Here is a 21,266-nt window from a genome sequence, read left to right as displayed (position 1 = left end):
GAAACGCACAGGTGTCTGGCGGCGAACTGTCACCCATGGGACTCGAAAACGCCAGCGGCACGTTCGATATCGGCGGCGACCTCACGGTTCATCGACTCGGCTACGGCGCGATGCGCATCACCGGCGACGACATCATCGGCGAGCCGGACGACGTGGAGAACGCGGAGAAGGTCCTCCACGAGTCGCTCACTCACGGCGTCGACCTCATCGACACGGCGGACTCCTACGGCCCCGCCGTCTCCGAGCGCCTCATCGGCGAGGCGCTCGCGCCCTACCCGGACGACCTCGTGGTCGCCACGAAGGGCGGTCTGCTCCGCAACACCGAGGGCGACTGGAAACCGAACGGCGACCCCGACTACCTCCGGAACGCCGTCCTCGGGAGCCTCGACCGCCTCCGCGTGGACACCATCGACCTCTATCAGTACCACCGCCCGGACCCGAACGTCCCCTTCGAGGACTCGGTCCACGCGCTCGCCGAGATGAAAGACGAGGGACTCATTCGGCACGTCGGCCTCTCGAACGTCTCGGTCGAACAGCTCGACGAGGCGCGCGATATCGTCGACATCGCCACGGTCCAGAACCGCTTCAACATCGGCGACCGCGAGTTCGAGGCGAGTCTCGATGCCTGCGAGGAGTACGGTATCGGCTTCATTCCGTGGTACCCGCTGGGCGCGGGCGACCTCGGCGACCGGGCCGACGCCGTCTCCGCCATCGCGGCGAAACACGACGCGACGCCCCAACAGATTGCCCTCGCGTGGCTCCTGCACCGCTCGGACGTGATGCTCCCCATCCCCGGCACGTCCAGCGTCTCGCACCTCCGCGACAACGTGGCGGCCTCGCACATCGACCTCGACGACGAGGACATGGACCGGCTGGCCTGACGTGGAGGCCTGACCGTGGTAGCGCGCGACGTGGGTGAGGCGACCGACTCGGTCTCGTCGGCGGGCGACGCCGACGCCGACCGGGACGCCAGCGGAGCCGCCGACCGAGACGCCGACTCGGAGGTGTGTCCCGTCTGTTCGACGCCCGCCGACTCGGTCTCGCTTCACGACCGCGGCCTGCTCGTCAATCTCCTCGACAACGAGCGCTACCGGCGCGTCTGCTTCGAGCCCGTCGAACGCGACGGGCGGCCGTACGTCCGGTTTTTCCACCACACCCACGAGCAGGTCGGCGCGGACGACTGACCGAGTGAGAGTGAGATGGCGAGCGGGGCGGAGGCGACACGAGCGCGTTTGATTCGCCTCGCGTCGCCTAACTCCACGGGCGCTCGGTGAACTCGCCGGCCTCGATTTCGCGCTCTATCTCTCGGAGCGTCGCGTCGTCGACGCTGACGAGGTGACACAGCGGATGGCCGGGCGCGGCGACCGGGTTCTGGAGGACGCCGGCGACGAGGCCGGTAAAGGGGGCCGAGACGCGCTTTTCTCTCGTCTTGAAGTGGTCCGAGATGGTGCAGATGGTGTCGCCCTCGTGGACCAGCGGCACGTCGCCGTACTGCATCTCGACGAGGCCGCCCACGTCGGCGCGGAGCCACGTCTTGTCCGTCGCGGAGTCGATGACGCGCGTCCAGCCCGGCCAGTTGACCGCCTCCGCGGGGAGGACGCCGTACTCGGCGAGGACGCTCTCGACGCCGTCGAGCGCGCGGTCGACCATCGCCGGCTGGAAGCGGTGGGCCCGGCCCATCTCGACGGTGATGGTCGGAATCCCGTCGTTGGTGGCGACGGTGCGGAGCGAACTCGCCTCGGCCTCGCCCGAGAGGATGAGGTTCGCGCCGAACGACCGCGCGAGGCGGGCGACCTCGGGGCGGTTCATGTCGGCGCGGACGTGGTACATCGTCGTCCGGTTGCGCGTCGAGGTGTGGAAGTCGATGCCGAGGTCGCAGGGCTCGACGAACCGGCGGTAGATTTGGTTCGCCATGCGCTCTGCCGTGTTCGCGCCGTCGCGGCCGGGGAACGACCGGTTCAGGTCGAGGTCGTAGATGGGGATGTAGCGCTGTTGGGCGAGGTAGCCGGGGACGTTCGCCACGTGGATACAGACGATAGTACCGTGGATGTCCGCGGGGTTGTACCGGCTCGCGACCTCCTGCATCACCTTCACGCCGTTGAGTTCGTCGCCGTGGAGCGCCGCGGTCATGAAGACCGACGGCCCGCCCTGTTCGCCGTTGATGACGGTGACGGGTATCTCGACGGGGTCGCCGAGGTACGTCTCGCTGATTTCGTATCTGAGGTGTCGCACCTCGCCCGGCGGCACCTCCGAGTCGTACCTGAACGGTTCGGGGTCCATGAGACGGTCATCGGAGCCGACGGGTAAGAAGGTTGACCGGTGGCGACCGACCGCCGCGTCGATTTACGTCGCTCGCGCGCCACGTTCCTCTCATGGCGACTCCTCGGCTCGACGACCCGCTCGATATCGGCGGGCTCACGCTCCGAAACAGGCTTTACCGCGCGCCGGTCCTCGAATGCGCGGGCACCGGACCCGACGCGCCCGAGCGCCTCGCGGCCGAACTCGAACCCGCCGCGCGGGCCGGCGCGGGCCTCATCTGTCAGGGTGCGACCATCGTCCGCGAGACGGGCGGCTGTGCCGCGCCGGGGATGACCCGCATCGCGGACCCCGAGTTCGCGGCGTCGCTGTCGGCGGTGACGGAGCGACTCCACGACCGCGGCGCGGCCGTCGCGGTCCAGTTGGAGTACGGCGGTCTGCGGAGCATGGAGACGTGGCACGCCGAGTACCGGCGCGACCACCCCGACCTGCGACAGTTCGCCGTCTCCCGGCCGCCGCGGCTCCTCAGACTGCTCGACGCCCTCGACTTTCTCGACTACGACGCCCGCGTCATGACGACCGAGGAGGTGTACGACCTCGCGGCCGATTTCGGGCGCTCCGCGGCGATGGCCGTCGACGCCGGCTACGACGTGGTCCACGTCGCCGGCGCGAACATGGGCGTCGTCCACCAGTTCCTCTCGCCGTTCTACAACCGTCGAGACGACGAGTTCGGCGACGGCGTCCGATTTCTGGAAGTCGTCGCCGACGAGGTCCGGTCGCGGGCGGGCGACGTGCCGCTCATGACGAAAGTCCCGGCCGAGACGGCCGCGCCGCCCGGTATCCGCCGACGCCTGACCGAGGCCGACGCGGTCGATATCTGTCGCCGTCTCGACGACGCCGGCTACGACGCGCTCGTCCCCGTCTCGGGGTCGGTGTTCTGGGACGCGAGCATCGTCCGCGGGTCGTTCCCGGCCCGTGCGTGGCGCGACGACCGCTACCGCGACGGCTACGCCGCGGCGTTCGGCGGCCCGCTCCGGGCGCGACTCGTCGAACTCGGCAACCGAATCGAGGCCGCGTGGTACGACTTCGACCCGGCGTGGAACGCCGACCTGTGCCGCCGCGTCCGCGACGCCGTCTCGGTGCCCGTGCTCTGCGAGGGCGGTATCCGCGAGCGCGGCGACATCAACCGACTGCTCGGCGACGCCTGCGACGCCGTCGGGATGGCCCGGCCGTTCTACGCCGAACCGGAACTCCCGGCGCGACTGCTCGGCGAGGACGTTTCGCCCGACACGCGGGCCGTCTGCGAGAACTGCAACAACTGCGCGGTGCCGCAGGCGACGGGCGCGCCGGGCGTCTGTCGGACACCCGCGGTGTTGGCCCGCGCGGGAACCCTCAGGATGGAGGGCGCGTACGACACAGGCTCCGAGACGCCGGACGGCGACGAGCCCGACCCGGTGGGTTAATAAGGCTCTCGTCGGTGAATCTGGATAATGGCGCGCGACCGGTCCGCGATGGAGTCGGCCGAACTGACGGCGGTGCTCGACGCGCTCGACGACGCGGACGCACGAGCCATCATCAGAGGACTCGAAGAACCCATGACGGCAAGCGAAATCTCAGACACGTGTGACATCCCGCTTTCGACGACGTACAGGAAGCTGGACCTGCTCACCGACGCGGCGCTCCTCGCCGAGGGGACCCAGATTCGCGCCGACGGCCACCACGCGACGACCTACGAGGTCGCCTTCGACGAGGTGCGAATCGCCCTCGACGAGGACCGCGACTTCGACGTCGCGGTCGGCCGCCCCGAGCAGACGCCCGACGAACGCCTCGCGGACATCTGGTCGCGGGTCCGGAGGGAGACCTGATGGGGCACCTCAGCGCCTCGCCGACGATAGCGACGATGATTATCGTCGTCAAAACGGGTATCCTCGTCCTCGGCGGGCTCATCACCTACTTCAGCTACAAGGCGTACCGGAACACCGGGGCGGCGTCGCTCCGCGCACTCGCGCTCGGGTTCGGGACCGTCACGCTCGGCGCGATGCTCGGCGGCGCGCTCGACGTGATTCTCAACGTCGACCTCGCCACCGGACTGCTCATCGACTCGGTGCTGACGCTCGTCGGCTTTGCGGTCATCACCTACTCGCTGTACGTCGAGTGACCGCGCTCTCCGACCCGCCTTGACCCTCGGAGTCGCTTTCGAAATCCCGACCGCGGTCGTGCCCGCCACGTTTCTTCCCCGCCGTTTTTCCTCGTTCCCCCGCCGTTTTCCCGCCGTTTTCCGGCCGTTTTTCCGCTGTTTCCCCGCCGGATTCTCGCCGTGAGCCACAGCGTCGCCCCTCTCTGTGCCACCGTTATCACGACTCGGAGAGTACAGATATTATTGCTCGAATAGTGCAAAACCGTTATTAGGTCGCGGCCGGTATTGGTAGGTATGTCCGACGACGAACTGACCGACATCCGGAAGCAGAAACGCGACCAACTCGAATCCAATCTCCGCGGTGACGGCGGGAGTACGGCGAAAGAAGCCGCGTCTGGTCCGGCAGAACCCATCCACGTCGACGGCGCGTCCGAGCTGGAAGACGCCGTCGCCTCGTACGACGTGGTGCTCGTCGACTTCTACGCGGACTGGTGTGGTCCGTGCAAGATACTCGAACCGACCGTGAAGAAGCTCGCGGAGAACACCGACGCCGCGGTCGCCAAGGTCGACGTGGACGCGAATCAGGAGCTCGCCGCCCAGTACCAGGTCCGGGGCGTCCCGACGATGGTGCTTTTCGCCGGCGGCGAGGCGGTCGAACAGCTCGTCGGCGTCCGCGGCTACGACGACCTGCAGAGCCTCGTCGAATCCACCCTCGCGTAGTCGTTCTCCCTCCCCGACACTCGGGGTCGATTTATTGACGTGCTCGTCCGACCCTCGGGTATGGAGCTCCTCGCCGAACCCATCGACATCGGCACCCGGTCGCCGACGGTCCTCCTGAACGAGAGCGACGCGGCCGAACTCGGGGTTCACGCCCTCGAACGCGTCCAACTGCGTCGGGGCGGGCGGACGACCATCGGCATCGTCGAGCTGACGGACGAACTCGTCTCCGAGGGTACTCTCGGCGTGACGCGCCGCCTCGGCCACCTCGAAGGCGCAGTCGAGGTGTCGGTCGCGCCGCAACCCGACTCGGTGTACTACATCCGCAAGAAACTCGACGACATTGAACTCGACGCGGACGAACTCTCCCAGCTCGTCCGCGATATCTACGAGGAGCGCCTCGCCGACGTGGAACTCGGCGCGTACGTCTCCGCGACCTACACGAACGGGCTCTCCATGGAGGAGACGATGCACCTCACGGAGTCGATGGCGGACATCGGCGAGACCATCGTATGGGAGGAGCCGGTCATCGCCGACAAGCACTCCATCGGGGGCGTCGCGGGCAACCGCGTCACGCCGGTTCTCGTCCCTATCGTCGCCGCGGCGGGGCTGAAGATTCCGAAGACCTCCTCGCGAGCCGTCACCTCCGCGGCGGGCACCGCCGACACGATGGAGGTCCTCTGCGACGTGGGGTTCTCCGTCCCGGAGATACGCGACATCGTCGGGAAGACCGGCGGCTGTCTCGTCTGGGGCGGCGCGGTGAACCTCTCGCCGGTCGACGACCGCATCATCCGCGCCGAGACGCCGCTTTCTATCGACCCCAAAGGACAGCTCATCGCCTCCGTCCTCTCGAAGAAAAAGAGCGCCGGCTCGACCAACGTCGTCGTCGACATCCCCTACGGCGAGGGCGCGAAAGTCGAGAGCCTCGCCGAGGCGCGCGAACTCGCAGAGGACTTCAACCGCGTCGGCGACCACCTCGGGATGGCCATCGAGTGCGCCATCACGAACGGGGCCGCGCCGGTCGGCCGCGGCGTCGGTCCCGTGCTCGAAGCCCGCGAGGTCCTCGCCACGCTCGCCGGCGGCGGCCCGAACGACCTGCGGATGAAGGCGATTCGCCTCGCCGACCTCCTGTTCGAGTCCGTCGGCGTCGACGCCGACGCCGCCGACATCCTCGACTCCGGGCGGGCCGAAGAGACCTTCCGCGAGATACTCGCCGCGCAGAACGGCGACCCCGACGTGGAGGCGGCCGACCTCTCGCCGGGTCGGCACACCGTTTCGGTCCGCGCCGACCGTGACGGCGTGGTCACGCACGTCGACAACCGCCTCGTCAACGAGGTCGCCCGCCGGGCCGGCGCGCCGAGAGACCCCGGCGCGGGCCTCGAACTCCACCGCCGCGTCGGCGAGATGGCCGCCAGCGGCGAGACGCTGTTTACCGTCCACGCCGAGTCCGAAGACAAACTCGCCGACGCGAAGGCGCTCACCGAGCGCGTCGAGACCGTCCGGGTGCGACATCCCGACGAGCCGCTCGTGGACCGAGTCTGACCGCCGTCGCCGCGGCGACCTTTTTCCATTCGACGCCCGTAGTTCGCGCATGGACGACCGCGTACCCCCCGAGGTCCGGCGCACCGCGACGGAAATCGACACGATGGAGATTCGCGGCGCGGCGACCATCGCCGACGCGGCCGCGCGGGCGCTCCGGACGCAGGCCACGGAGAGCGACGCCGCCGACGCCGAGGCGTTCCGGGCCGAACTTCGCGCGGCCGCGAGGGCGCTCTACGAGACGCGGCCGACCGCCGTGAGCCTCCCCAACGCCCTCCGGTACGTCCTCCGCGGCATGTCGAGTACGACCGTCGAGGGACTCCGCCAGAACGTCGTCGAGTCGGCCGACGAGTTCTGCGCCCGCCTCGAACGGGCCCAAGCCGACCTCGGCGAGATCGGCGCGAACCGCCTCCGCGACGGCGACACCATCATGACCCACTGCCACTCGACGGACGCGCTGGCGTGCGTCGAAGCGGCGGTCGAGCAGGGAAAGCACGTCGAGGCCGTCGTCAAGGAGACGCGGCCGCGAAATCAGGGACACATCACCGCGAAGCGACTCGACGAACTTGGCGTGCCCGTCACGCTCATCGTCGACTCGGCGGCCCGCCGCTACCTCAACGACGTGGACCACGTGCTCGTCGGCGCGGACGCCGTCGCGGCCGACGGGAGCGTCGTCAACAAAATCGGGACGAGCGGCCTCGCGGTCAACGCCCGCGACCGGGGGACGCCCATCATGGTCGCCGCCCAGACGCTCAAGCTCCACCCGGGGACGATGACCGGCCACACCGTCGACATCGAGATGCGCGACACCGCCGAGGTCGTCGACGACGAGACGCTCGCGGAGCTCGGCAACCCGACCGTGAAGAACCCCGCGTTCGACGTGACGCCGCCGCGCTACGTCGACGCCATCGTCACCGAGCGCGGGCAGTTCCCGCCCGAGAGCATCGTCATCCTGATGCGGGAGCTGTTCGGCGAGGGCACCTCGGAACCGTGGGCGGAGCCGTCGTCGCGGGCCGAACCCTAAGCCGGCCCCAAACCGTCGTCGCGGGCCGACCCGCAGTCACGGCCCGACGACGAGGTCGCCCATGACTTTCATCTCCGCTTTTCGCAGGTGTTCCGCCGCGGTGCTCGTCGAGCAGTCGAGCCGGGCGGCCACGTCGGCGACCGACCCGGTCCGCGGCTCGCGGTAGTAGCCGCAGTCGACCGCGGCCTCGACGGCCTCGCGCTGGCGGGGCGACAGCGACCCGGCCGAAACGCTCCCCGGTCCCGTGTACTCCCGCACCCGCACGAGTTCGAGGCCGCGGCCCTCGGGCATCTCCTCGACCGCCGACTGGAGGGCGTCGTCGGTGCCGACGAGCGTCACCGACACCGTGCCGTCACCATCGAAGACGACCGGCGGGACGACGATGAGGTCGCCCCGGGTGACGGCCGCCGTCTGTCTCGCGCCCGCCGCGTCGAGCCGCTCGTTCACCACGATGAAAAACGAGTCGCCGGGGAGCTGTGAAACCTCGTACGACTGGATGCGCTCTGTCTCCGCGAGCGCCGCCTCGTAGGCCTCGATGGCGGAGCCGAACACCTCGAAGACGATGGTGTTCCTGTCTGTCACCGTCGGGTTCCAGTGGTGGAGCTCGGTCCGCTCGAACGCCTCGTGGTCGACGACGAACTCGTGCATCGGGTGCATCTGCTCGTCGTCGGGCGCGAAGCGAAGCCTGACGGATTTCATGCCAGCGGGTTGATTCGACCGCGACATAAAAACTGGCCGCACTCGTGAGGCAGAACGCCGAACCGCCGGCCGGACGAACGAACGGGTATCAGCCGCCATGTCACTCGAACGCCCCAGACAGCCCCCTGAGTCCGACGACGACCCCGCCGCGCTCGCCGACGACGCCGCCGGTCCCCTCGACGCCGACGCGCTCCGGCGGGCGCTGGGCGACGCCGCCCTCGCCACCGAGGAGCACGTCCACGCGCCCGCGGTGCAGATTCGCCCCGACGCGGTGCAGTCGTCGCTTTCGGCCCTCCGCGACGACCTCGGTCTCGACCACCTGTCGTGTGTGACCGCACAGGAGTACGAGGACCGCTACGAATCCGTCTATCACCTGAAGTCGTACGACGACCCGACCCGAGAGGCGAGCGTCGTCGTCCCGACGCCCCGCTCGGACCCGGTGAGCGAGTCTGCCGCGCCGGTGTTTCGGACGGCCGAGTGGCACGAGCGGGAGGCGTACGACCTCGTCGGCATCCGGTACGACGACCACCCGGACCTGCGCCGTATCCTCCTGCCCGAGACGTGGCAGGGCCACCCGCTCGGATTGGACTACGACCAGACGCGCCCCCAAGTCGTCCGGTACGACGAGAACGCGAACCCGCTCGCCGAAGACGGCCGCGCGGACACGAACACGATGCTCCTCAACATCGGGCCGCACCACCCGGCGACCCACGGCGTGATGCACCTGCAGGTCGCGCTGGACGGCGAGCAGGTCGCGGACGTGGAGCCCGACATCGGCTACATCCACCGGTGCGAAGAGCAGATGTGCCAGCGGGGCACCTACCGACACCAGATTATGCCGTACCCCGACCGCTGGGACTGGGGCGGCGGCGGCCTCCTGAACGAGTGGGCCTACGCTCGCACCGCCGAGGCGCTGGCGGACATCGACGTGCCCGAGTACGCACAGGTGCTCCGGACGCTGGCGGCCGAACTGAGCCGCATCCTCTCGCACATGCTCGCGGTCGGCGCGTACGCCCTCGACGTCATCGGCGACTTCACGGCGACGTTTCAGTACGCGCTCCGCGACCGCGAACTCGTCCAGAACATCCTCGAAGACCTCACGGGCCAGCGGTTGATGTTCAACTACTTCCGACTCGGCGGGGTCGTCTGGGACCTCCCCGAACCCCGCGAGGCGTTCTTCGAGAAGGTTCGTGACTTCCTCGACGGCCTCCCCGAGAAACTTCGGGAGTACCGCGACCTCCTGACGGCGAACGAAATTCTGCAGGCCCGCACGGTCGACACCGGCATCCTCCCGCCCGAGGTGGCGAAGGACTACGGCGCGACGGGGCCGGTCGCCCGCGGCTCCGGCATCGATTACGACCTCCGCCGCGACGACCCCTACGGCTACTACGACGAACTCGACTGGGCGGTCGCCGTCGAGGACGACTGCGACAACTTCGCGCGCCTGCTCGTCCGCCTCCGCGAGGTCGAGGAGTCGGCCAACATCGTCGCCCAGTGTGTCGACCTGCTCGACGGCTGGCCCGACGACGAGCGGACCATCCAGTCGAACGTCCCGCGCACCATCAAACCGGACGACGACACCGAGGTCTACCGCGCCGTCGAGGCCGCGAAAGGGGAGTTGGGTATCTACATCCGCGCCGACGGCACCGACACCCCGGCGCGGTTCAAGATTCGCGGCCCCTCGTTTTCGAACCTTCAGGCGCTCCCCGAGATGGCCGAAGGCGAGTACATCCCGGACCTCATCGCGGCGCTCGGGAGTCTCGACACGATAATGGGAGAAGTAGACCGGTAGTCGGCGCGGGCCGACGGGGTCGCATCGCGGTCGGTGACTCAGTCGTCCGCCGACGGGACGGAGCCGGTCCCCTCATCCGAGCCGTCGGCGACGGCCCGTGGTCCCGACTGGGACGACGCGGCGGGACTCGTCTCGCCCGACGCGGCGTCGGCTCCGCCGCCGCGTTCGCCCTGCCCGACGTCGAACCGGCCGACGAGGTCCGTGAGCGACTGCGCGGACTCCGACACCTGCTGGATGTTCCGCGTGACCTCGTTTATCGCGGCGGTCTGCTCTTCGGTCGCCGCGGAGACCGTCGCCGTCTCCGAGGTGGTCTCCTCGCTCACGCTCGACACGTCGTCGACCATCGAGACGACCTCCTCGGTCGAGACGGCCTGGTTCTCGGTCGCCTGCGAAATCTCTTCGACGCCGTGTTCCGCCTCCCGAATCGCCCCGGAGATGTGGTCGAACATCTCGATGGCGTCGCCGATTGTCTCCGAGCCGCTCTCGACGCTCTCCTGCATGGACTGCATGTCGTCGACCGTGTCGTCGGTGCGGTCGCGCACCTCGTCGATTTGGGCTTCCACCTCGTCGGTGGCCTGACTGGCCTCCTTGGCGAGCGCCTTGATTTCGTTGGCGACGACGGCGAAGCCCTCGCCGGCCTCGCCCGCGCGGGCGGCCTCGATGGAGGCGTTGAGCGCGAGTAGGTCCGTCTGTTCGGCGATGTCGTTGATGAGCTGGACGATTTCGTTGATTTCGCCGACCTGCTCGCCGAGGGCCTCGACCCGCTCGACCGCCTCGTCGGCCTCGGTCTCGATGGTCGCTATCTCCTCGGTCGCTTCCGCGGCGTGCTCGCGCCCCTCGTCGGTGAGCGACACGGCCTGATTCGCGGACTGGACGACGCCGTCGGCGGAGGCGGCGACCTCCTCGATGGTCGCCGAGAGGTCGTTCATCTCGTTTGCGACCGTCTGGAGCCGGTCGGTCTGCTGTTCCGCGCCGTGGGCGATTTCCTCGACCGACCGCGCGGTCTCCTGACTCGCGGACTCGATTTCCTTCGCGCTCGACACCGTCTCGTTGCTCACCGCCGCGAACTCGTCGGCGACGGACTGCACCTCGACGAAGCCGTCTTGGAGCTTCTGAATCCCGGTGTCGAGGTCGGTCATGATGGCGCCGAACTCGCCGGGGAGGTCGGTCCGAAGGCTCTGGTCGAGGTTGCCGTCGCCGAGTTCTGTCCCGGCGGTTCGAAGCGCCGAGACCTGCCGTTGGAGGTTCTCCTGCATGTCGTCGAACGCCTCGACGAGTTCGCCGAGCTCGTCGTCGTTGGCGTCGATGTCCGCGTCGTCGTCGAACCGCCCGCGGGCGAGCGACTGCGCGCGGTCACGAAGCGCCTCTATCGGCTCCGAGAAATACCGCGCGGCCACGTAGCCGACGCCGACGACGACCGCGATGATGCCGACGAGTAACAGGAGCATGATGTTCCGAGCGGTGTCCGCCCGGTCGTTCATCGCCTGCCCGAGCTGTTCGACCGGGGCCGTCACGTCGGACTCGGGGACGGTAGCGACGAGTTCGTACTGTCCGTTCCCGAAGTGGAGCGGCGCGTAGCCGACGAAGTAGCGAGCCTCGTCGCCGCCGTCGCCGGTCGTCTCGTGGGTGGTCAGCCCGCTCTGGCCGACAATCGCGGTCACGTTCCCCGCGATTTCGGACTCGACGGAGCCGAGCGACTCTCGCGAGTCGGTCAAGAGGCCACCGCGTTCGCTCACGATGGTCAGGTGGCCGCTCTCACCGACCTGGATGTCGTCGATGAGCGTGTTGAGGAGGTCGAAGTTGAACTGGAGCGTGATGGTGCCCGCGAGCTCTCCCCCGCGGTACACCGGCGCGGTGACGTAGACGGCGGCGTCGCCGCCGACGGTCGTGACCTCGCTGACCTGGATTTCGCCGTCCTGAAGCCCGGCCGCGCCCTCGAACCACGCCTCGTCCGCGAACGAGGTGTCGGCCACCGACTCGGTGGCGATGCCGTCGTCGGTCCGGGTCGCTCGGACGATGCCCTGTCCGTTCTCGTCGGTGAACAGAATCTCGTCGTAGGCGGGGTGCTCCTCGCCGTCGATGGTCACGGCGCGGGTGTCGAGGTAGCTCCGGAACGAGTCGTTAATCTGGTCGCGGGCGTCGCCGACGGCGGCCGTCTGCAACTCGTAGTAGTAGACGCTCGGCGCGAGCACCCAGTCGAAGTCCTCGTGGTAGGCGTACGCGACGAACTTCTCTTCGACGGGGTTGCCCGCCTGGGTGGTGTCTTCCCACTCGTACTCGACGATGCCCCAGTCCTCGCCGTTGCGGACGGCGGCGTTCGACTCGATTTCGACGGGCACCTGATTGAACGCCGCTATCTCGGTGTCGTCGACGGCGTTGACCCCGTCTTCGAGGCCGTGGTGGACGACGAAGTCGAGGTCGCTGTTCAGGATGAACGCGTAGCCGGTCGAGCCGACGTAGCCGGGGTAGAACGCGTCCGAAAGCGTCCCGCTCTGTTGGACGCCGTCTCCGGCGGTTCCGGCGATTCGAGCCTCGACGCGGTCTTTCACCTGCTGTTGCTCCGTCGGTGTGAGTTCGTCCCAGTCCTGTCCGCCGTACTGGTTCGCGAGGACGGACTGCTTCGTGGTCTCGACGGTGGCGCGCATCTGGAGCGCCATGTAGCCCAACTGCGCTCGGCTCTGTTCTTGGACGAGTTCCATCTCCCCGTCCCGGGCGGCCTCGTAGTTCTGCACGGGTGCCGAGTCCGCCAGCGCGAGGGCGTCGATTCGGCGGGCATCGAGGAGGTTCTGTATCTCCTCTTGCCGGGCGGCGACGGTGTGGTTCAGGTCGCCGGTAATCTGTGATTCGAGCGTCGCCTCGCTCTGTCCTTGAGCATAAGTTCCAATACTATCCATTCCTCCGACGCCCGCGACGCCGACGACTGACACGGGAATCAGCGAGATGGCGAGACAGAGCGCGATAAGTTTCGTTCGTATCTTCATGATGTGGGTGATATCGGCGAATCCCCGGCGTCCCCCAATGCGTCCCGAACAGCCGGTCGTAGCCGAATTACTCTGACTGTAGCTCTGCGAAAACAACCGTATAAAACTCACTCGCCAATTATTATCTCCGATATTCGAACGTCAAACCGCTTCGAAACCACAGAGTAGCGGGCCAATTTCTCACTCGATATTGCAGTAATCACCCAACACATTTCGAACCATTGTCACGAACTAACAATGAGTACGACGGCGGGTGGCCCCGAACTGACCTTCCGGGGCCTACCGCGGCGTCTCGGTTCCCCACTTATCGAGGGCGACCGCGAGCTCGGGCGTCTCCTCGGCGGCCTCGGTGATGGACCTCCCCTCGACGTAGGCGTCGATGGCCGACCGGAGCGCGACCGCTCCCGCGCGGGTGCCGTCGGGGTGGCCGTGGATGCCGCCGCCGAGTTGGACGCAGACGTTCGTCCCCGTGGCGTCGAGCAGGTCGGGGAGCAGGCCGGGATGGAGGCCACCCGAGGCGACCGGCAACACGTCGGCCGTCCCGTAGAGGTCGCCCGCGAGCCAGTCGTTGATGCCGACGGTGTCCTCGTTGGCGAGCTTGCCGAGCCCGGCGGTGCCGGTGTGGAGCTGGTCGACGCCGCAGAGGCGACTCACCTGCGCGAGCACCCGCATCGAGACGCCGTGGGCCGGCAGGCGGTCGAAGGCGGCGTGCATCGCGCGGTGGGCGTGGATGGCGAGGCCGTGTTTCTCGGTGCGCTCGCGGACGGTCTGGAGGCCCGCCCAACCCGCGGTGATGATGTCGACCATGACGTACTCGCCGCCCTGCGCGGCCACTTCGTCCACCCGGTCGAGCATCGTCCGGGTGTCGGCGGTGACGTTGATGAGGTAGGACTTCGTCTCGCCGGTCTCGTCCTCGGCGTCGTCGCGGAGCGACAGCGACTCCGTCAGGCGGTCCGAAAAGGGGTTGAACGCCTGGTCGGTCAGGTTCTCGTCGTCCTTCAGGAGGTCGACGCCGCCGACCCACGCGTCGTAGCCGACCTGCGCGTGCGCCGCCGTCGAGAGGCCGACTTTCGGCTTGGGGACCGTCGCCGTGATGGGGCGGTCGGTGACGCCGAATATCTCCTCGCGGACGGACGACCCGTACAGCGGGCCGGGGTACGTCGAGACGATTTCCTCGGGCCACTCGCAGTCGAGGAGCCGAATCGTGTCGACCGCCTTCATCCCCATGATGTTGCCGGCGATGCACGACAGCACCTGCGGCATGTTGCCGGGTTCGAACAGCCCGGCGGGGTAGGCGACCCGAACCAGGTCGCCGTCGATGTCGAACGCCGTCGCGCCCATGTCGGTGAAGTCAGCGCCGGTCTGGAGGGCCGCCCACGTCCCGTTGGAGGACTCAGAGGCCACGCGACTCGCCGCCGCCTCCGTCGACATCCCCGTCGCGGGGTCGATGCGGAAGGTGCAGACGAGGTCATCGTCTGTCGGCTCGTAGTCGAGGTCGAGGAAGTCTTCGTACGTGATACCCATAGCCTCGGCTACGCTCCCGCGAAGCTTAAAACGGCATCCCGAAGCGACTTTGGCCCCGCGACGCGAAGCCACACGGTTCGACGCGTCGCGGGGACTCGGTACGGTATGAGGGTTCGGTCCCCGCGTCAGGGCGACACCAGCGCCCGAACCTCGCGGAACTCGGGTACGTCCGCGTCGAGGGCGGCACAGAGGGCGTCCGCCGCGCCCAGCAACCATTCGGCGCGCTCGACGCGAGACTCCACGTCGCCCGGCCCGATTCGGTAGCGCCCGACGAGTTCCTCGATGTCCGACCCCTCGGTCCACTCGTGGAGGATGCGGGCGGTCTTGACCGCCGTCAGCCACTCCTCGAAGGGGTCGGCGTCGTGCATCGCGGTGGTGAACTCCGCGGCGTGGCTCCGGGCGTACTGGTACATCTGCGCCCGCTCGCGGTTGCCGAGGTAGGTGTCGTGCATGTCGGGCGTGTCGCAGACGACTTCGAGGGCGGTCCGGGCGGTGACGCGCTCGTCGGCCATCGTCTCGATGGTTCGGATGCCCGAGACGATGCGCGCCCCGGTCGTCGGCGAGACGTACTGTCTGGAGGTCTGCGCGCCCAGCGTCGTCGCCGATAGCGACCCCGCCGACGCGTCGAGGAGTTCCATCGCTTCGAGCTCCGAGACCACGTCGGCGACGAGTTCCGCGAGGTCGACGTCCGGGTGCTGGTGGGCGTAGTAGGTCGCCGAAAACACGTCGGCGACGCCGTCGAGACTGTCGGCGAACCCGGAGGCGACGACCGAGAGGACGTGCGTCCGGAGCGCCTCGGGGTCGGCGAACTGCGAGTCCACGGCCTCCGCGTCGGCGGTGACGTAGCGGTCGAACAGCTCGGCTTTCGCGTCCGCGTCGCCGACGAGGACCGCCTCGCCGAACGGGTCGAGGTGCGGGCGACCGGCGCGGCCGCACATCTGGTGCACGTCGAGGACGGGAATCCATTCCATCGCGTCGCCGGTGTAGCGCTTCTGGTCGCGGATGACGACTCGGCGGGCGGGGACGTTCACCCCGGCGGCGAGCGTCGGCGTCGCGCAGATGACCGCCAGCCGGCGGTCACGAAACGCGTTCTCGACGGCGACCCGGTGGGCGCTCCGCAACCCGGCGTGGTGGAAACCGACGCCGGTTCGGGCGCACTCCGAGAGCTGACGGCCGGTCGCGGTGCCCCCGAGTTCGTCGAGTTCGTCTCCGAGGGCGGGCGCGGGCGAGAGGTCTTCGTCGGCGAGGCGGTCGGCCAGCGCCTCGGCCTCGCGGCGCGACCGGACGAACGCGAGGCACTGCCCGCCGGTCTCGACCGCGTCTTCGACCAGCGCAACGGTCGCCTCGGTGGCCTCGTCGTCGTTCGGGCCGGTCGGGGGGACGACCACGTCGAGGTCGGTGCAGTCGTCGAACTCGACGCTCTCGTCGGCGTAGACGCCGGTTCGGAGCGAAACGGGCCGCCACGTGCTCTCGACGAGTTCCGCGTCGAGCCAGTCGGCGATGGCCTCGGGGTTGTCCACGGTCGCCGAGAGGGCGACGAGCTGGAGGTCGGGGACGCGCCGCTGGAGCGTCGAAAGCGTCACTTCGAGCGTCGGCCCGCGGCCCGGCGCGCCGAGGAGGTGAACCTCGTCGACGACGACGCAGGCGAGGCGGTCGACCCACGGCGCGCCGTTTCGAATCGCGGAGTCGACTTTCTCGCTCGTGGCGACGACGATGTCGTGGTCGCCGAGTTCATCCTCGGCCGCGTCGAAGTCGCCGGTGGAGATACCGACGCTCACGCCGGGGAGTTGGTCGAACGTCTCGTACTTCTCGCGGGCGAGCGCGCGAAGCGGGACGATGTACAGCGCCGGCCCGTCGGCGGTGAGCATGGCGAGTTCGGCGATGAACGTCTTGCCGCTGGCGGTCGGAATGGCGGCGACGACGCGGCCGCCCGCCGCGACGCCGGCGTCGACGGCGGCGGCCTGCGGCGGATACAACTCCTCGATACCGTTCGACTCGTAGTGGGAGACGAGGGCCGCCGACAGCGGGAGGTCGCGCACGCGCATCTGTGACAGTGGTGGCGGCGGACTCACATAAGTATCTTCGCCGATGGAGGTTCATCGGCCACCGGTCGGGTCGGCGTTCGGGCGGCGAGAAACCGGCGTGACAGGCGGCCAGTGACTGCCGGTGGACACGGTGCGACAGTAGGGACTCTCGGAGCGGTGTGGTGGTAAAAAACGAGGTCGTCTCCGGCCGCGTGGTGGCCGATTATCGCGGAGTCGGTCTGGAGCTAGTTACGCCGCGGGACCGGACCACCGCTGGAGGGTCGCGGAACTCGAACCCGATTCGTCGGTCCAGACGACGCGAACGGTCGAACTCGCGAGGTTGACGTCTTCAGCAGGGGCATCATTACTGATGCCCAGACCAAATGAGGTGTCGTTGAGTTCGATTGTCTTCCCCGCATTCATCGGGTCTGGGATGTCTGGTTCGTCGGTTGCAAGATTTTCACTGCCTCCTGCACCGTCTTGTGCACCAGTAACCGACACAGAGAGCCGCTCGGCCGCAATTTGCGACCCGCTCTCGTGAGTTATCCTGAGTACGTCACCCTGCACACCATCTCCGCTGGCCGCATCCGCTGAGTTGTTCTCGTAGTCGAAACTGAAACTCGCCTGCGGAGCGGTCGCCGTCTGTTCACCCAGTCCCAGCACGAACGTCCCGATGACGGCCGCGAGGATAACGGTAATCGCGACCATGAGGATGACGCCGATGACCGGCGACACCGCGTCATCGTCTGCGAATAGTTGGTTTAGTTTCATGAGTTGTTTGTAGTATACATACGCGGTTAATCCGCGGAAAACCCACCCGGAACACGGTATGTATGGGTACTACATGGGCAGTCACGAACATAAATCTAATCAAAGATACGACAACAAAAATCACGTTCGCCGCTAGCACACTGTTCAGTCACGAGTCACGATTCGGACGCTGTTCGAGACGTCGCCGCAAAAACCGGGTCGCCGCGGGCGGTTCAGATGTAGTCGTGCTCGGCGAGGCGCTCGACGGCCTCGCGGAGGCGCTCTTCGCTCGCGGCGTAGGAGATGCGGGCGTAGCCCGGCGCGTTGAAGGCGCTCCCGGGGACGGTCGCGACCTTCGCGTCCTGAATCGCGCCCTCGCACCACGCCTGGTCGTCTGCTCGCGACTGCTCGTCGCTCGCGTTTTCTGCGGTGCCTTGCACCGCACTGTCGTCGACGGGGAGCATCATGTAGAACGCGCCCTTCGGGACGGCCACGTCAACGTCGTGTTCGGCCAAGAGGTCCACGAGCATGTCGCGGCGGTCCTCGAACGCCTGTCGCATCTCCTCGACGGCGTCGTCGGTGCGCTCCGAGAGCGCCTCGACGCCGGCGTGCTGGACGAAGTTCACGGCGCAGGAGACCGAATGGGAGTGGAGCTTGCCGGCCTGCGCGATGAGGTCCGACGGGGCGTGGAGGTAGCCGAGCCGCCAGCCCGTCATCGAGAACGCCTTCGAGAAGCCGTTGATGGTGATGGTGCGGTCTTCCATCCCGTCGAGGGAGCCGAGCGAGGTGTGCTCGAAGCCGTCGTAGACGATGCGCTCGTAGATTTCGTCGGAGATGACGGCGAAGTCGTGTTCGACTGCGAGGTCGCGGACGCCTTCGAGCGCCGCGTCGGAGAACACGCCGCCGGTCGGGTTCGACGGGGAGTTGACGACGAGGAGCTTCGTCTCGTCGGAGACGGTCTCGCCGAGTTCGTCGAGCGCGGGTTCGAGCTTGAAGTCGTGCTGTGCGAGGTCGACGCGGCTGAGGGTGCCCCCGGCGAGCTTGACCATCGCCTCGTAGGAGACCCACGCCGGGTCGAGGAGAACGACCTCGTCGCCGTCGTCGACGAGCGTCTGGAACGTCTCGAACAGCGCCTGCTTGCCGCCGGGCGTGACGATGATCTCGTCGGCCTCGGCGTCGACGCCGTTCCCGCGGAGCTTCGCCGCGATTGCGTCCTTGAGTTCCGGAATCCCGTTCGACGAGGTGTAGCTCGTGTGTCCCGCGTCGAGCGCGTCCTTCGCCGCCTGCGTGATGTTGTCCGGGGTCGGGAAGTCCGGCGCGCCGACCGAGAGGTCGACCACGTCTTCGCCCTGCGCTTCCAGTTCGCTCGCGAGGTTCGAGATGGCGAGCGTCGCGCTCGGTTCGACGCGGCCGACTCGGTCGCTGAAATCGAAGTTCATGCCAACGCCTCCACCATATCGGTCGCGGCGTAAACCGCTTCCGCACCTTTGCTGACGCGTTCGCGCGCCTCAGCGCCGCTCATGCCGGGGCCGGAGACGCCGAAGCAGACCGGCGTGTCGCGGTCCAACGAAACCTCCGTCAGCGACTTCGCGGTCGCGTCGGCGATGACGCGGTCGTGGTCGGTGTCGCCGGTGACGATTGCGCCGACGACCGCGACGGCGTCGACGTCGTCGCGGCGGGCGAGTCGGTCGGCCGCCAGCGGCGAGTCGTACGCGCCGGGGACCTGAATCGTTTCGACGACCGCCGCGTCGCGCTCGGCGGCCGCGTCGCGGGCCGCTTCCTCCATCTGCTCCGTGACCGACGAGTTGAATCGGGCCACGACGAGTCCGAGAGAGACCATGGCCGACCCTTCCCGTCTCGGATAAAAGAACTACCGACACCGACCGAATTTGGCCCCGGCGACGACCAAGCACAAAAGTTGTATTGTCGGCGTCGCGATGGGTGGGCATGAGTACTGACAGTGGGGCCGAGGCGGTCGCTCGGTCCCGTGCCCTCCTGGCGATTCTCGGCGTGGCGGTCCTCGCCCTCCTCGTCCGCCTCGTCGACCTCGGTGGTCGCATCTTCCACTGGGACGAAGGCCGCGTCGGCTACTGGATTCTGCGCTATCACGAGACCGGCGAGTTCTCCTACCGCCCCATCATCCACGGCCCGTTTCTCCCCGTCGTCAACGACCACCTCTTTGCGGTCCTGCCGGTGGCTGACTTCACGGCTCGGCTCCCGGTCGCCGTCGTCGGCGGCCTGCTTCCGCTTTCGGTCTGGCTGTTCCGCGAGCACCTCCGCCGCGACGAGATGGTCGCGCTCGCGCTCTTCCTCGCGGCGAACCCGCTTTTGGTCTACTACTCGCGGTTCATGCGCAACGACGTGCTCGTGGCCGCCTTCTCGGTCGTCGCCCTCGGGTTCGTCGTCCGCGCGTACGACACCGGTCGCCTCGCCTACCTCATCCCCGCGGGCGTCTCCTTCGCGACCGGGTCGGCGACGAAAGAGAACTACGTCGTCTACCTCGCCTGCTTCCTCGGGGCGGCGTTCCTCGTCTTCGACCACCGACTGCTCGCCCGCACCTCGGCCGGCGAGTCCGCCCGCGACATCCTCTTTTCGGAACTGCCGGCGAGCGCTCGAGAGCGCCTCCGCGCCCGCGGAGCCGGCAGTCTCGGCTACGGCGCGGTTCGATACGTCGCGGGCGTCCTCGGCGGCCTGCTCGCGTTCCTCGTCGTCTTCGTCTTCTTCTACGCGCCGCGGCCCGACGTCTGGAACGCGCTCGGCGGCTCCGCCCCGATGCTCCCGGTGCTCGAAGCCGGGACCGTCGGCGCGGCCTCCGAGATGGTCGGCAGTTGGCTCGGCGGGAGCCACCAGTCTCACGAGTACCTCCCGTATCTGAAGGACTTCCTCGAAACGTTCGCCTACGGCGCGCCGGTGCTCATCGTCTTCGCGCTCGTCGGCGTCGTCGTGGACCGCTACGGCGTCGTCGCCGGTCGAATCCGGTGGCTCGTCGCCTTCGCGACCTACTGGGGCGTCGTGAGCATCTTCGGCTACCCGCTGGCGACCGACATCCAGGCGCCGTGGGTCGTCGTCCACGCGGTCGTCCCGCTCGCGGTCCCCGCCGCGGTCGGCGCGGCGTTCGTCTTCCGCTCCGGCGTGCGGGCGCTCGATAGCAGAGACGCGGTCGGCGTCGGCCTCGCGGCGCTCGTCCTCGTCGCCTCGGTCGGCGGCGTCGCGGCCGCGAACGTCGACTACTGGAACGCCTCGACCGACGACGACAGCGAGGTGCTCCAGTGGGCTCAACCCGAAAACGACCTCAGGGCCACCCTCGACGACGTGGCGCGCGTGTCGGCCGCCAACGACGGAACCGACGTGCTCCTGTACGGCACACGTCCGCCGGACGGCGACGAGACCCACTTCTACGTCGCAAACGAGTCGGACCCCCTCGGCGGGCCGTCGTGGCACAGTCGCCTCCCGCTCCCGTGGTACTTCGAGGGCGCGGACGTCGAGCGCACCAGTAGCGCGCCGGACGCGAACGTCTCCGAGGCGACCGCTGACGCGCCGCCGGTCGTCGTCGCCTACGAGTGGGACCGCGCCGAACTCGAACCCGAACTCGACGGCTACGTCGCGCGCCAACACGCCTTCAAGCTCTGGAGCGAGGACGTGGTCGTGTTCATCGACGAGGACGCCCTCGACGCCGCGAACGAGACGCGGGGCTGACGCCGGTCGGGACGTTCGACCGCTCCGATTTTCCTCGCGTTCGACGGGGGTGAGCGCCGCGAGCGCCCGGCGCGTTCGGCGTTGGCTCTGCCTCTCAATATCCACACTTGTGCACATCTAGACGCCG

Annotated in this window: 18 protein-coding genes and 1 pseudogene; 10 read left to right on the top strand and 9 right to left on the bottom strand. The window is 68.2% G+C overall.

The window, feature by feature from the left end; all coding sequences use genetic code 11:
* Positions 1 to 35 precede the first annotated feature (35 nt).
* On the top strand, positions 36 to 881 hold the full coding sequence (locus ACFQI8_RS04900) for an aldo/keto reductase (RefSeq protein WP_390243149.1): 846 nt from the start codon (positions 36 to 38) through the stop codon (positions 879 to 881).
* 15 nt (positions 882 to 896) lie between these two features.
* Positions 897 to 1,184, top strand: coding sequence for a hypothetical protein (locus ACFQI8_RS04895; protein ID WP_390243148.1), 288 nt, complete (start codon positions 897 to 899; stop codon positions 1,182 to 1,184).
* 67 nt (positions 1,185 to 1,251) lie between these two features.
* Here the strand turns inward: ACFQI8_RS04895 and ACFQI8_RS04890 are convergent, their stop codons facing one another.
* Complete coding sequence (locus ACFQI8_RS04890; protein ID WP_390243146.1) at positions 1,252 to 2,280, bottom strand: succinylglutamate desuccinylase/aspartoacylase family protein; 1,029 nt, start codon at positions 2,278 to 2,280, stop codon at positions 1,252 to 1,254.
* Between the two features lie 92 nt (positions 2,281 to 2,372).
* Here ACFQI8_RS04890 and ACFQI8_RS04885 point away from each other — a divergent pair, with 92 nt between their 5' ends.
* From ACFQI8_RS04885 to ACFQI8_RS04860, 6 genes are all read left to right on the top strand, one after another.
* The gene (locus ACFQI8_RS04885) at positions 2,373 to 3,719 is read left to right on the top strand and encodes an oxidoreductase (RefSeq protein ID WP_390243145.1); all 1,347 of its coding nucleotides are present in this window, start codon (positions 2,373 to 2,375) and stop codon (positions 3,717 to 3,719) included.
* A gap of 27 nt (positions 3,720 to 3,746) precedes the next feature.
* A complete protein-coding gene (locus ACFQI8_RS04880) occupies positions 3,747 to 4,121 on the top strand; it encodes a helix-turn-helix domain-containing protein (RefSeq protein ID WP_390243144.1) in 375 nt (124 codons plus the stop codon).
* Positions 4,121 to 4,414 carry a DUF7521 family protein gene (locus tag ACFQI8_RS04875; RefSeq protein ID WP_390243143.1) on the top strand — a complete coding sequence of 98 codons (294 nt, stop codon included), beginning with the start codon at positions 4,121 to 4,123 and terminating at the stop codon, positions 4,412 to 4,414. Before ACFQI8_RS04880 ends, ACFQI8_RS04875 begins: the two co-directional genes overlap by 1 nt.
* A 273-nt stretch (positions 4,415 to 4,687) precedes the next feature.
* Positions 4,688 to 5,113: a thioredoxin gene (trxA, locus tag ACFQI8_RS04870; protein ID WP_390243142.1), complete on the top strand. Its 426-nt coding sequence runs from the start codon at positions 4,688 to 4,690 to the stop codon at positions 5,111 to 5,113.
* Between the two features lie 60 nt (positions 5,114 to 5,173).
* A complete protein-coding gene (locus ACFQI8_RS04865) occupies positions 5,174 to 6,652 on the top strand; it encodes an AMP phosphorylase (protein ID WP_390243141.1) in 1,479 nt (492 codons plus the stop codon).
* Positions 6,653 to 6,701: 49 nt separating this feature from the next.
* Complete coding sequence (locus tag ACFQI8_RS04860) at positions 6,702 to 7,673, top strand: ribose 1,5-bisphosphate isomerase (RefSeq protein WP_390243140.1); 972 nt, start codon at positions 6,702 to 6,704, stop codon at positions 7,671 to 7,673.
* A 36-nt stretch (positions 7,674 to 7,709) separates the two neighbouring features.
* On the opposite strand, the gene ACFQI8_RS04855 is transcribed toward ACFQI8_RS04860, so the two are convergent.
* A complete protein-coding gene (locus ACFQI8_RS04855) occupies positions 7,710 to 8,372 on the bottom strand; it encodes a helix-turn-helix domain-containing protein (protein WP_390243139.1) in 663 nt (220 codons plus the stop codon).
* Between the two features lie 97 nt (positions 8,373 to 8,469).
* On the opposite strand from ACFQI8_RS04855, the gene ACFQI8_RS04850 reads away from it, so the two are divergent.
* Positions 8,470 to 10,164 carry an NADH-quinone oxidoreductase subunit D gene (locus ACFQI8_RS04850; protein ID WP_390243138.1) on the top strand — a complete coding sequence of 565 codons (1,695 nt, stop codon included), beginning with the start codon at positions 8,470 to 8,472 and terminating at the stop codon, positions 10,162 to 10,164.
* A 38-nt stretch (positions 10,165 to 10,202) separates the two neighbouring features.
* On the opposite strand, the gene ACFQI8_RS19465 is transcribed toward ACFQI8_RS04850, so the two are convergent.
* The 7 genes and pseudogenes from ACFQI8_RS19465 to ribH form a co-directional block, all read right to left on the bottom strand.
* A complete protein-coding gene (locus tag ACFQI8_RS19465; RefSeq protein WP_465261705.1) occupies positions 10,203 to 11,303 on the bottom strand; it encodes a methyl-accepting chemotaxis protein in 1,101 nt (366 codons plus the stop codon).
* A gap of 111 nt (positions 11,304 to 11,414) precedes the next feature.
* Positions 11,415 to 12,809 (bottom strand): annotated as a pseudogene (locus ACFQI8_RS19460) (HAMP domain-containing protein); the annotation flags it as partial.
* Positions 12,810 to 13,424: 615 nt separating this feature from the next.
* A complete protein-coding gene (gene rbcL, locus ACFQI8_RS04840; protein ID WP_390243136.1) occupies positions 13,425 to 14,669 on the bottom strand; it encodes a type III ribulose-bisphosphate carboxylase in 1,245 nt (414 codons plus the stop codon).
* A gap of 125 nt (positions 14,670 to 14,794) precedes the next feature.
* Entirely contained in the window at positions 14,795 to 16,714 is a 1,920-nt protein-coding gene (locus tag ACFQI8_RS04835; protein ID WP_390243135.1) for a DEAD/DEAH box helicase, read from the bottom strand.
* A gap of 228 nt (positions 16,715 to 16,942) precedes the next feature.
* Positions 16,943 to 17,464 (bottom strand): type IV pilin domain-containing protein, encoded by a 522-nt coding sequence (locus ACFQI8_RS04830; protein WP_390243134.1) that lies wholly within the window; start codon positions 17,462 to 17,464, stop codon positions 16,943 to 16,945.
* 212 nt (positions 17,465 to 17,676) lie between these two features.
* On the bottom strand, positions 17,677 to 18,882 hold the full coding sequence (locus ACFQI8_RS04825) for a pyridoxal phosphate-dependent aminotransferase (RefSeq protein ID WP_390243132.1): 1,206 nt from the start codon (positions 18,880 to 18,882) through the stop codon (positions 17,677 to 17,679).
* Complete coding sequence (ribH, locus tag ACFQI8_RS04820) at positions 18,879 to 19,283, bottom strand: 6,7-dimethyl-8-ribityllumazine synthase (protein WP_390243131.1); 405 nt, start codon at positions 19,281 to 19,283, stop codon at positions 18,879 to 18,881. Before ribH ends, ACFQI8_RS04825 begins: the two co-directional genes overlap by 4 nt.
* A gap of 107 nt (positions 19,284 to 19,390) precedes the next feature.
* Here ribH and ACFQI8_RS04815 point away from each other — a divergent pair, with 107 nt between their 5' ends.
* Positions 19,391 to 21,139 carry a flippase activity-associated protein Agl23 gene (locus tag ACFQI8_RS04815; RefSeq protein WP_390243130.1) on the top strand — a complete coding sequence of 583 codons (1,749 nt, stop codon included), beginning with the start codon at positions 19,391 to 19,393 and terminating at the stop codon, positions 21,137 to 21,139.
* The last annotated feature ends 127 nt before the right edge of the window (positions 21,140 to 21,266 follow it).

Origin of the sequence: Haloferax chudinovii (assembly GCF_042663345.1) — an archaeon.
Classification (GTDB): Archaea; Halobacteriota; Halobacteria; order Halobacteriales; family Haloferacaceae; genus Haloferax; species Haloferax chudinovii.
This window is presented reverse-complemented; position numbering and strand designations above follow the sequence as displayed.

Bases quoted from the DNA above. Each gene is read 5' to 3' on its own strand.
- ACFQI8_RS04880 (WP_390243144.1), top strand. From the start codon at position 3,747: ATGGCGCGCGACCGGTCCGCGATGGAGTCGGCCGAACTGACGGCGGTG.
- ACFQI8_RS04855 (WP_390243139.1), bottom strand. From the start codon at position 8,372: ATGAAATCCGTCAGGCTTCGCTTCGCGCCCGACGACGAGCAGATGCAC.
- ribH (WP_390243131.1), bottom strand. From the start codon at position 19,283: ATGGTCTCTCTCGGACTCGTCGTGGCCCGATTCAACTCGTCGGTCACG.
- trxA (WP_390243142.1), top strand. From the start codon at position 4,688: ATGTCCGACGACGAACTGACCGACATCCGGAAGCAGAAACGCGACCAA.
- ACFQI8_RS04890 (WP_390243146.1), bottom strand. From the start codon at position 2,280: ATGGACCCCGAACCGTTCAGGTACGACTCGGAGGTGCCGCCGGGCGAG.
- ACFQI8_RS04825 (WP_390243132.1), bottom strand. From the start codon at position 18,882: ATGAACTTCGATTTCAGCGACCGAGTCGGCCGCGTCGAACCGAGCGCG.
- ACFQI8_RS19465 (WP_465261705.1), bottom strand. From the start codon at position 11,303: ATGACCGACCTCGACACCGGGATTCAGAAGCTCCAAGACGGCTTCGTC.
- ACFQI8_RS04885 (WP_390243145.1), top strand. From the start codon at position 2,373: ATGGCGACTCCTCGGCTCGACGACCCGCTCGATATCGGCGGGCTCACG.
- ACFQI8_RS04860 (WP_390243140.1), top strand. From the start codon at position 6,702: ATGGACGACCGCGTACCCCCCGAGGTCCGGCGCACCGCGACGGAAATC.
- ACFQI8_RS04850 (WP_390243138.1), top strand. From the start codon at position 8,470: ATGTCACTCGAACGCCCCAGACAGCCCCCTGAGTCCGACGACGACCCC.
- ACFQI8_RS04865 (WP_390243141.1), top strand. From the start codon at position 5,174: ATGGAGCTCCTCGCCGAACCCATCGACATCGGCACCCGGTCGCCGACG.
- ACFQI8_RS04815 (WP_390243130.1), top strand. From the start codon at position 19,391: ATGAGTACTGACAGTGGGGCCGAGGCGGTCGCTCGGTCCCGTGCCCTC.
- ACFQI8_RS04835 (WP_390243135.1), bottom strand. From the start codon at position 16,714: ATGCGCGTGCGCGACCTCCCGCTGTCGGCGGCCCTCGTCTCCCACTAC.
- ACFQI8_RS04900 (WP_390243149.1), top strand. From the start codon at position 36: ATGGGACTCGAAAACGCCAGCGGCACGTTCGATATCGGCGGCGACCTC.
- ACFQI8_RS04830 (WP_390243134.1), bottom strand. From the start codon at position 17,464: ATGAAACTAAACCAACTATTCGCAGACGATGACGCGGTGTCGCCGGTC.
- ACFQI8_RS04875 (WP_390243143.1), top strand. From the start codon at position 4,121: ATGGGGCACCTCAGCGCCTCGCCGACGATAGCGACGATGATTATCGTC.
- rbcL (WP_390243136.1), bottom strand. From the start codon at position 14,669: ATGGGTATCACGTACGAAGACTTCCTCGACCTCGACTACGAGCCGACA.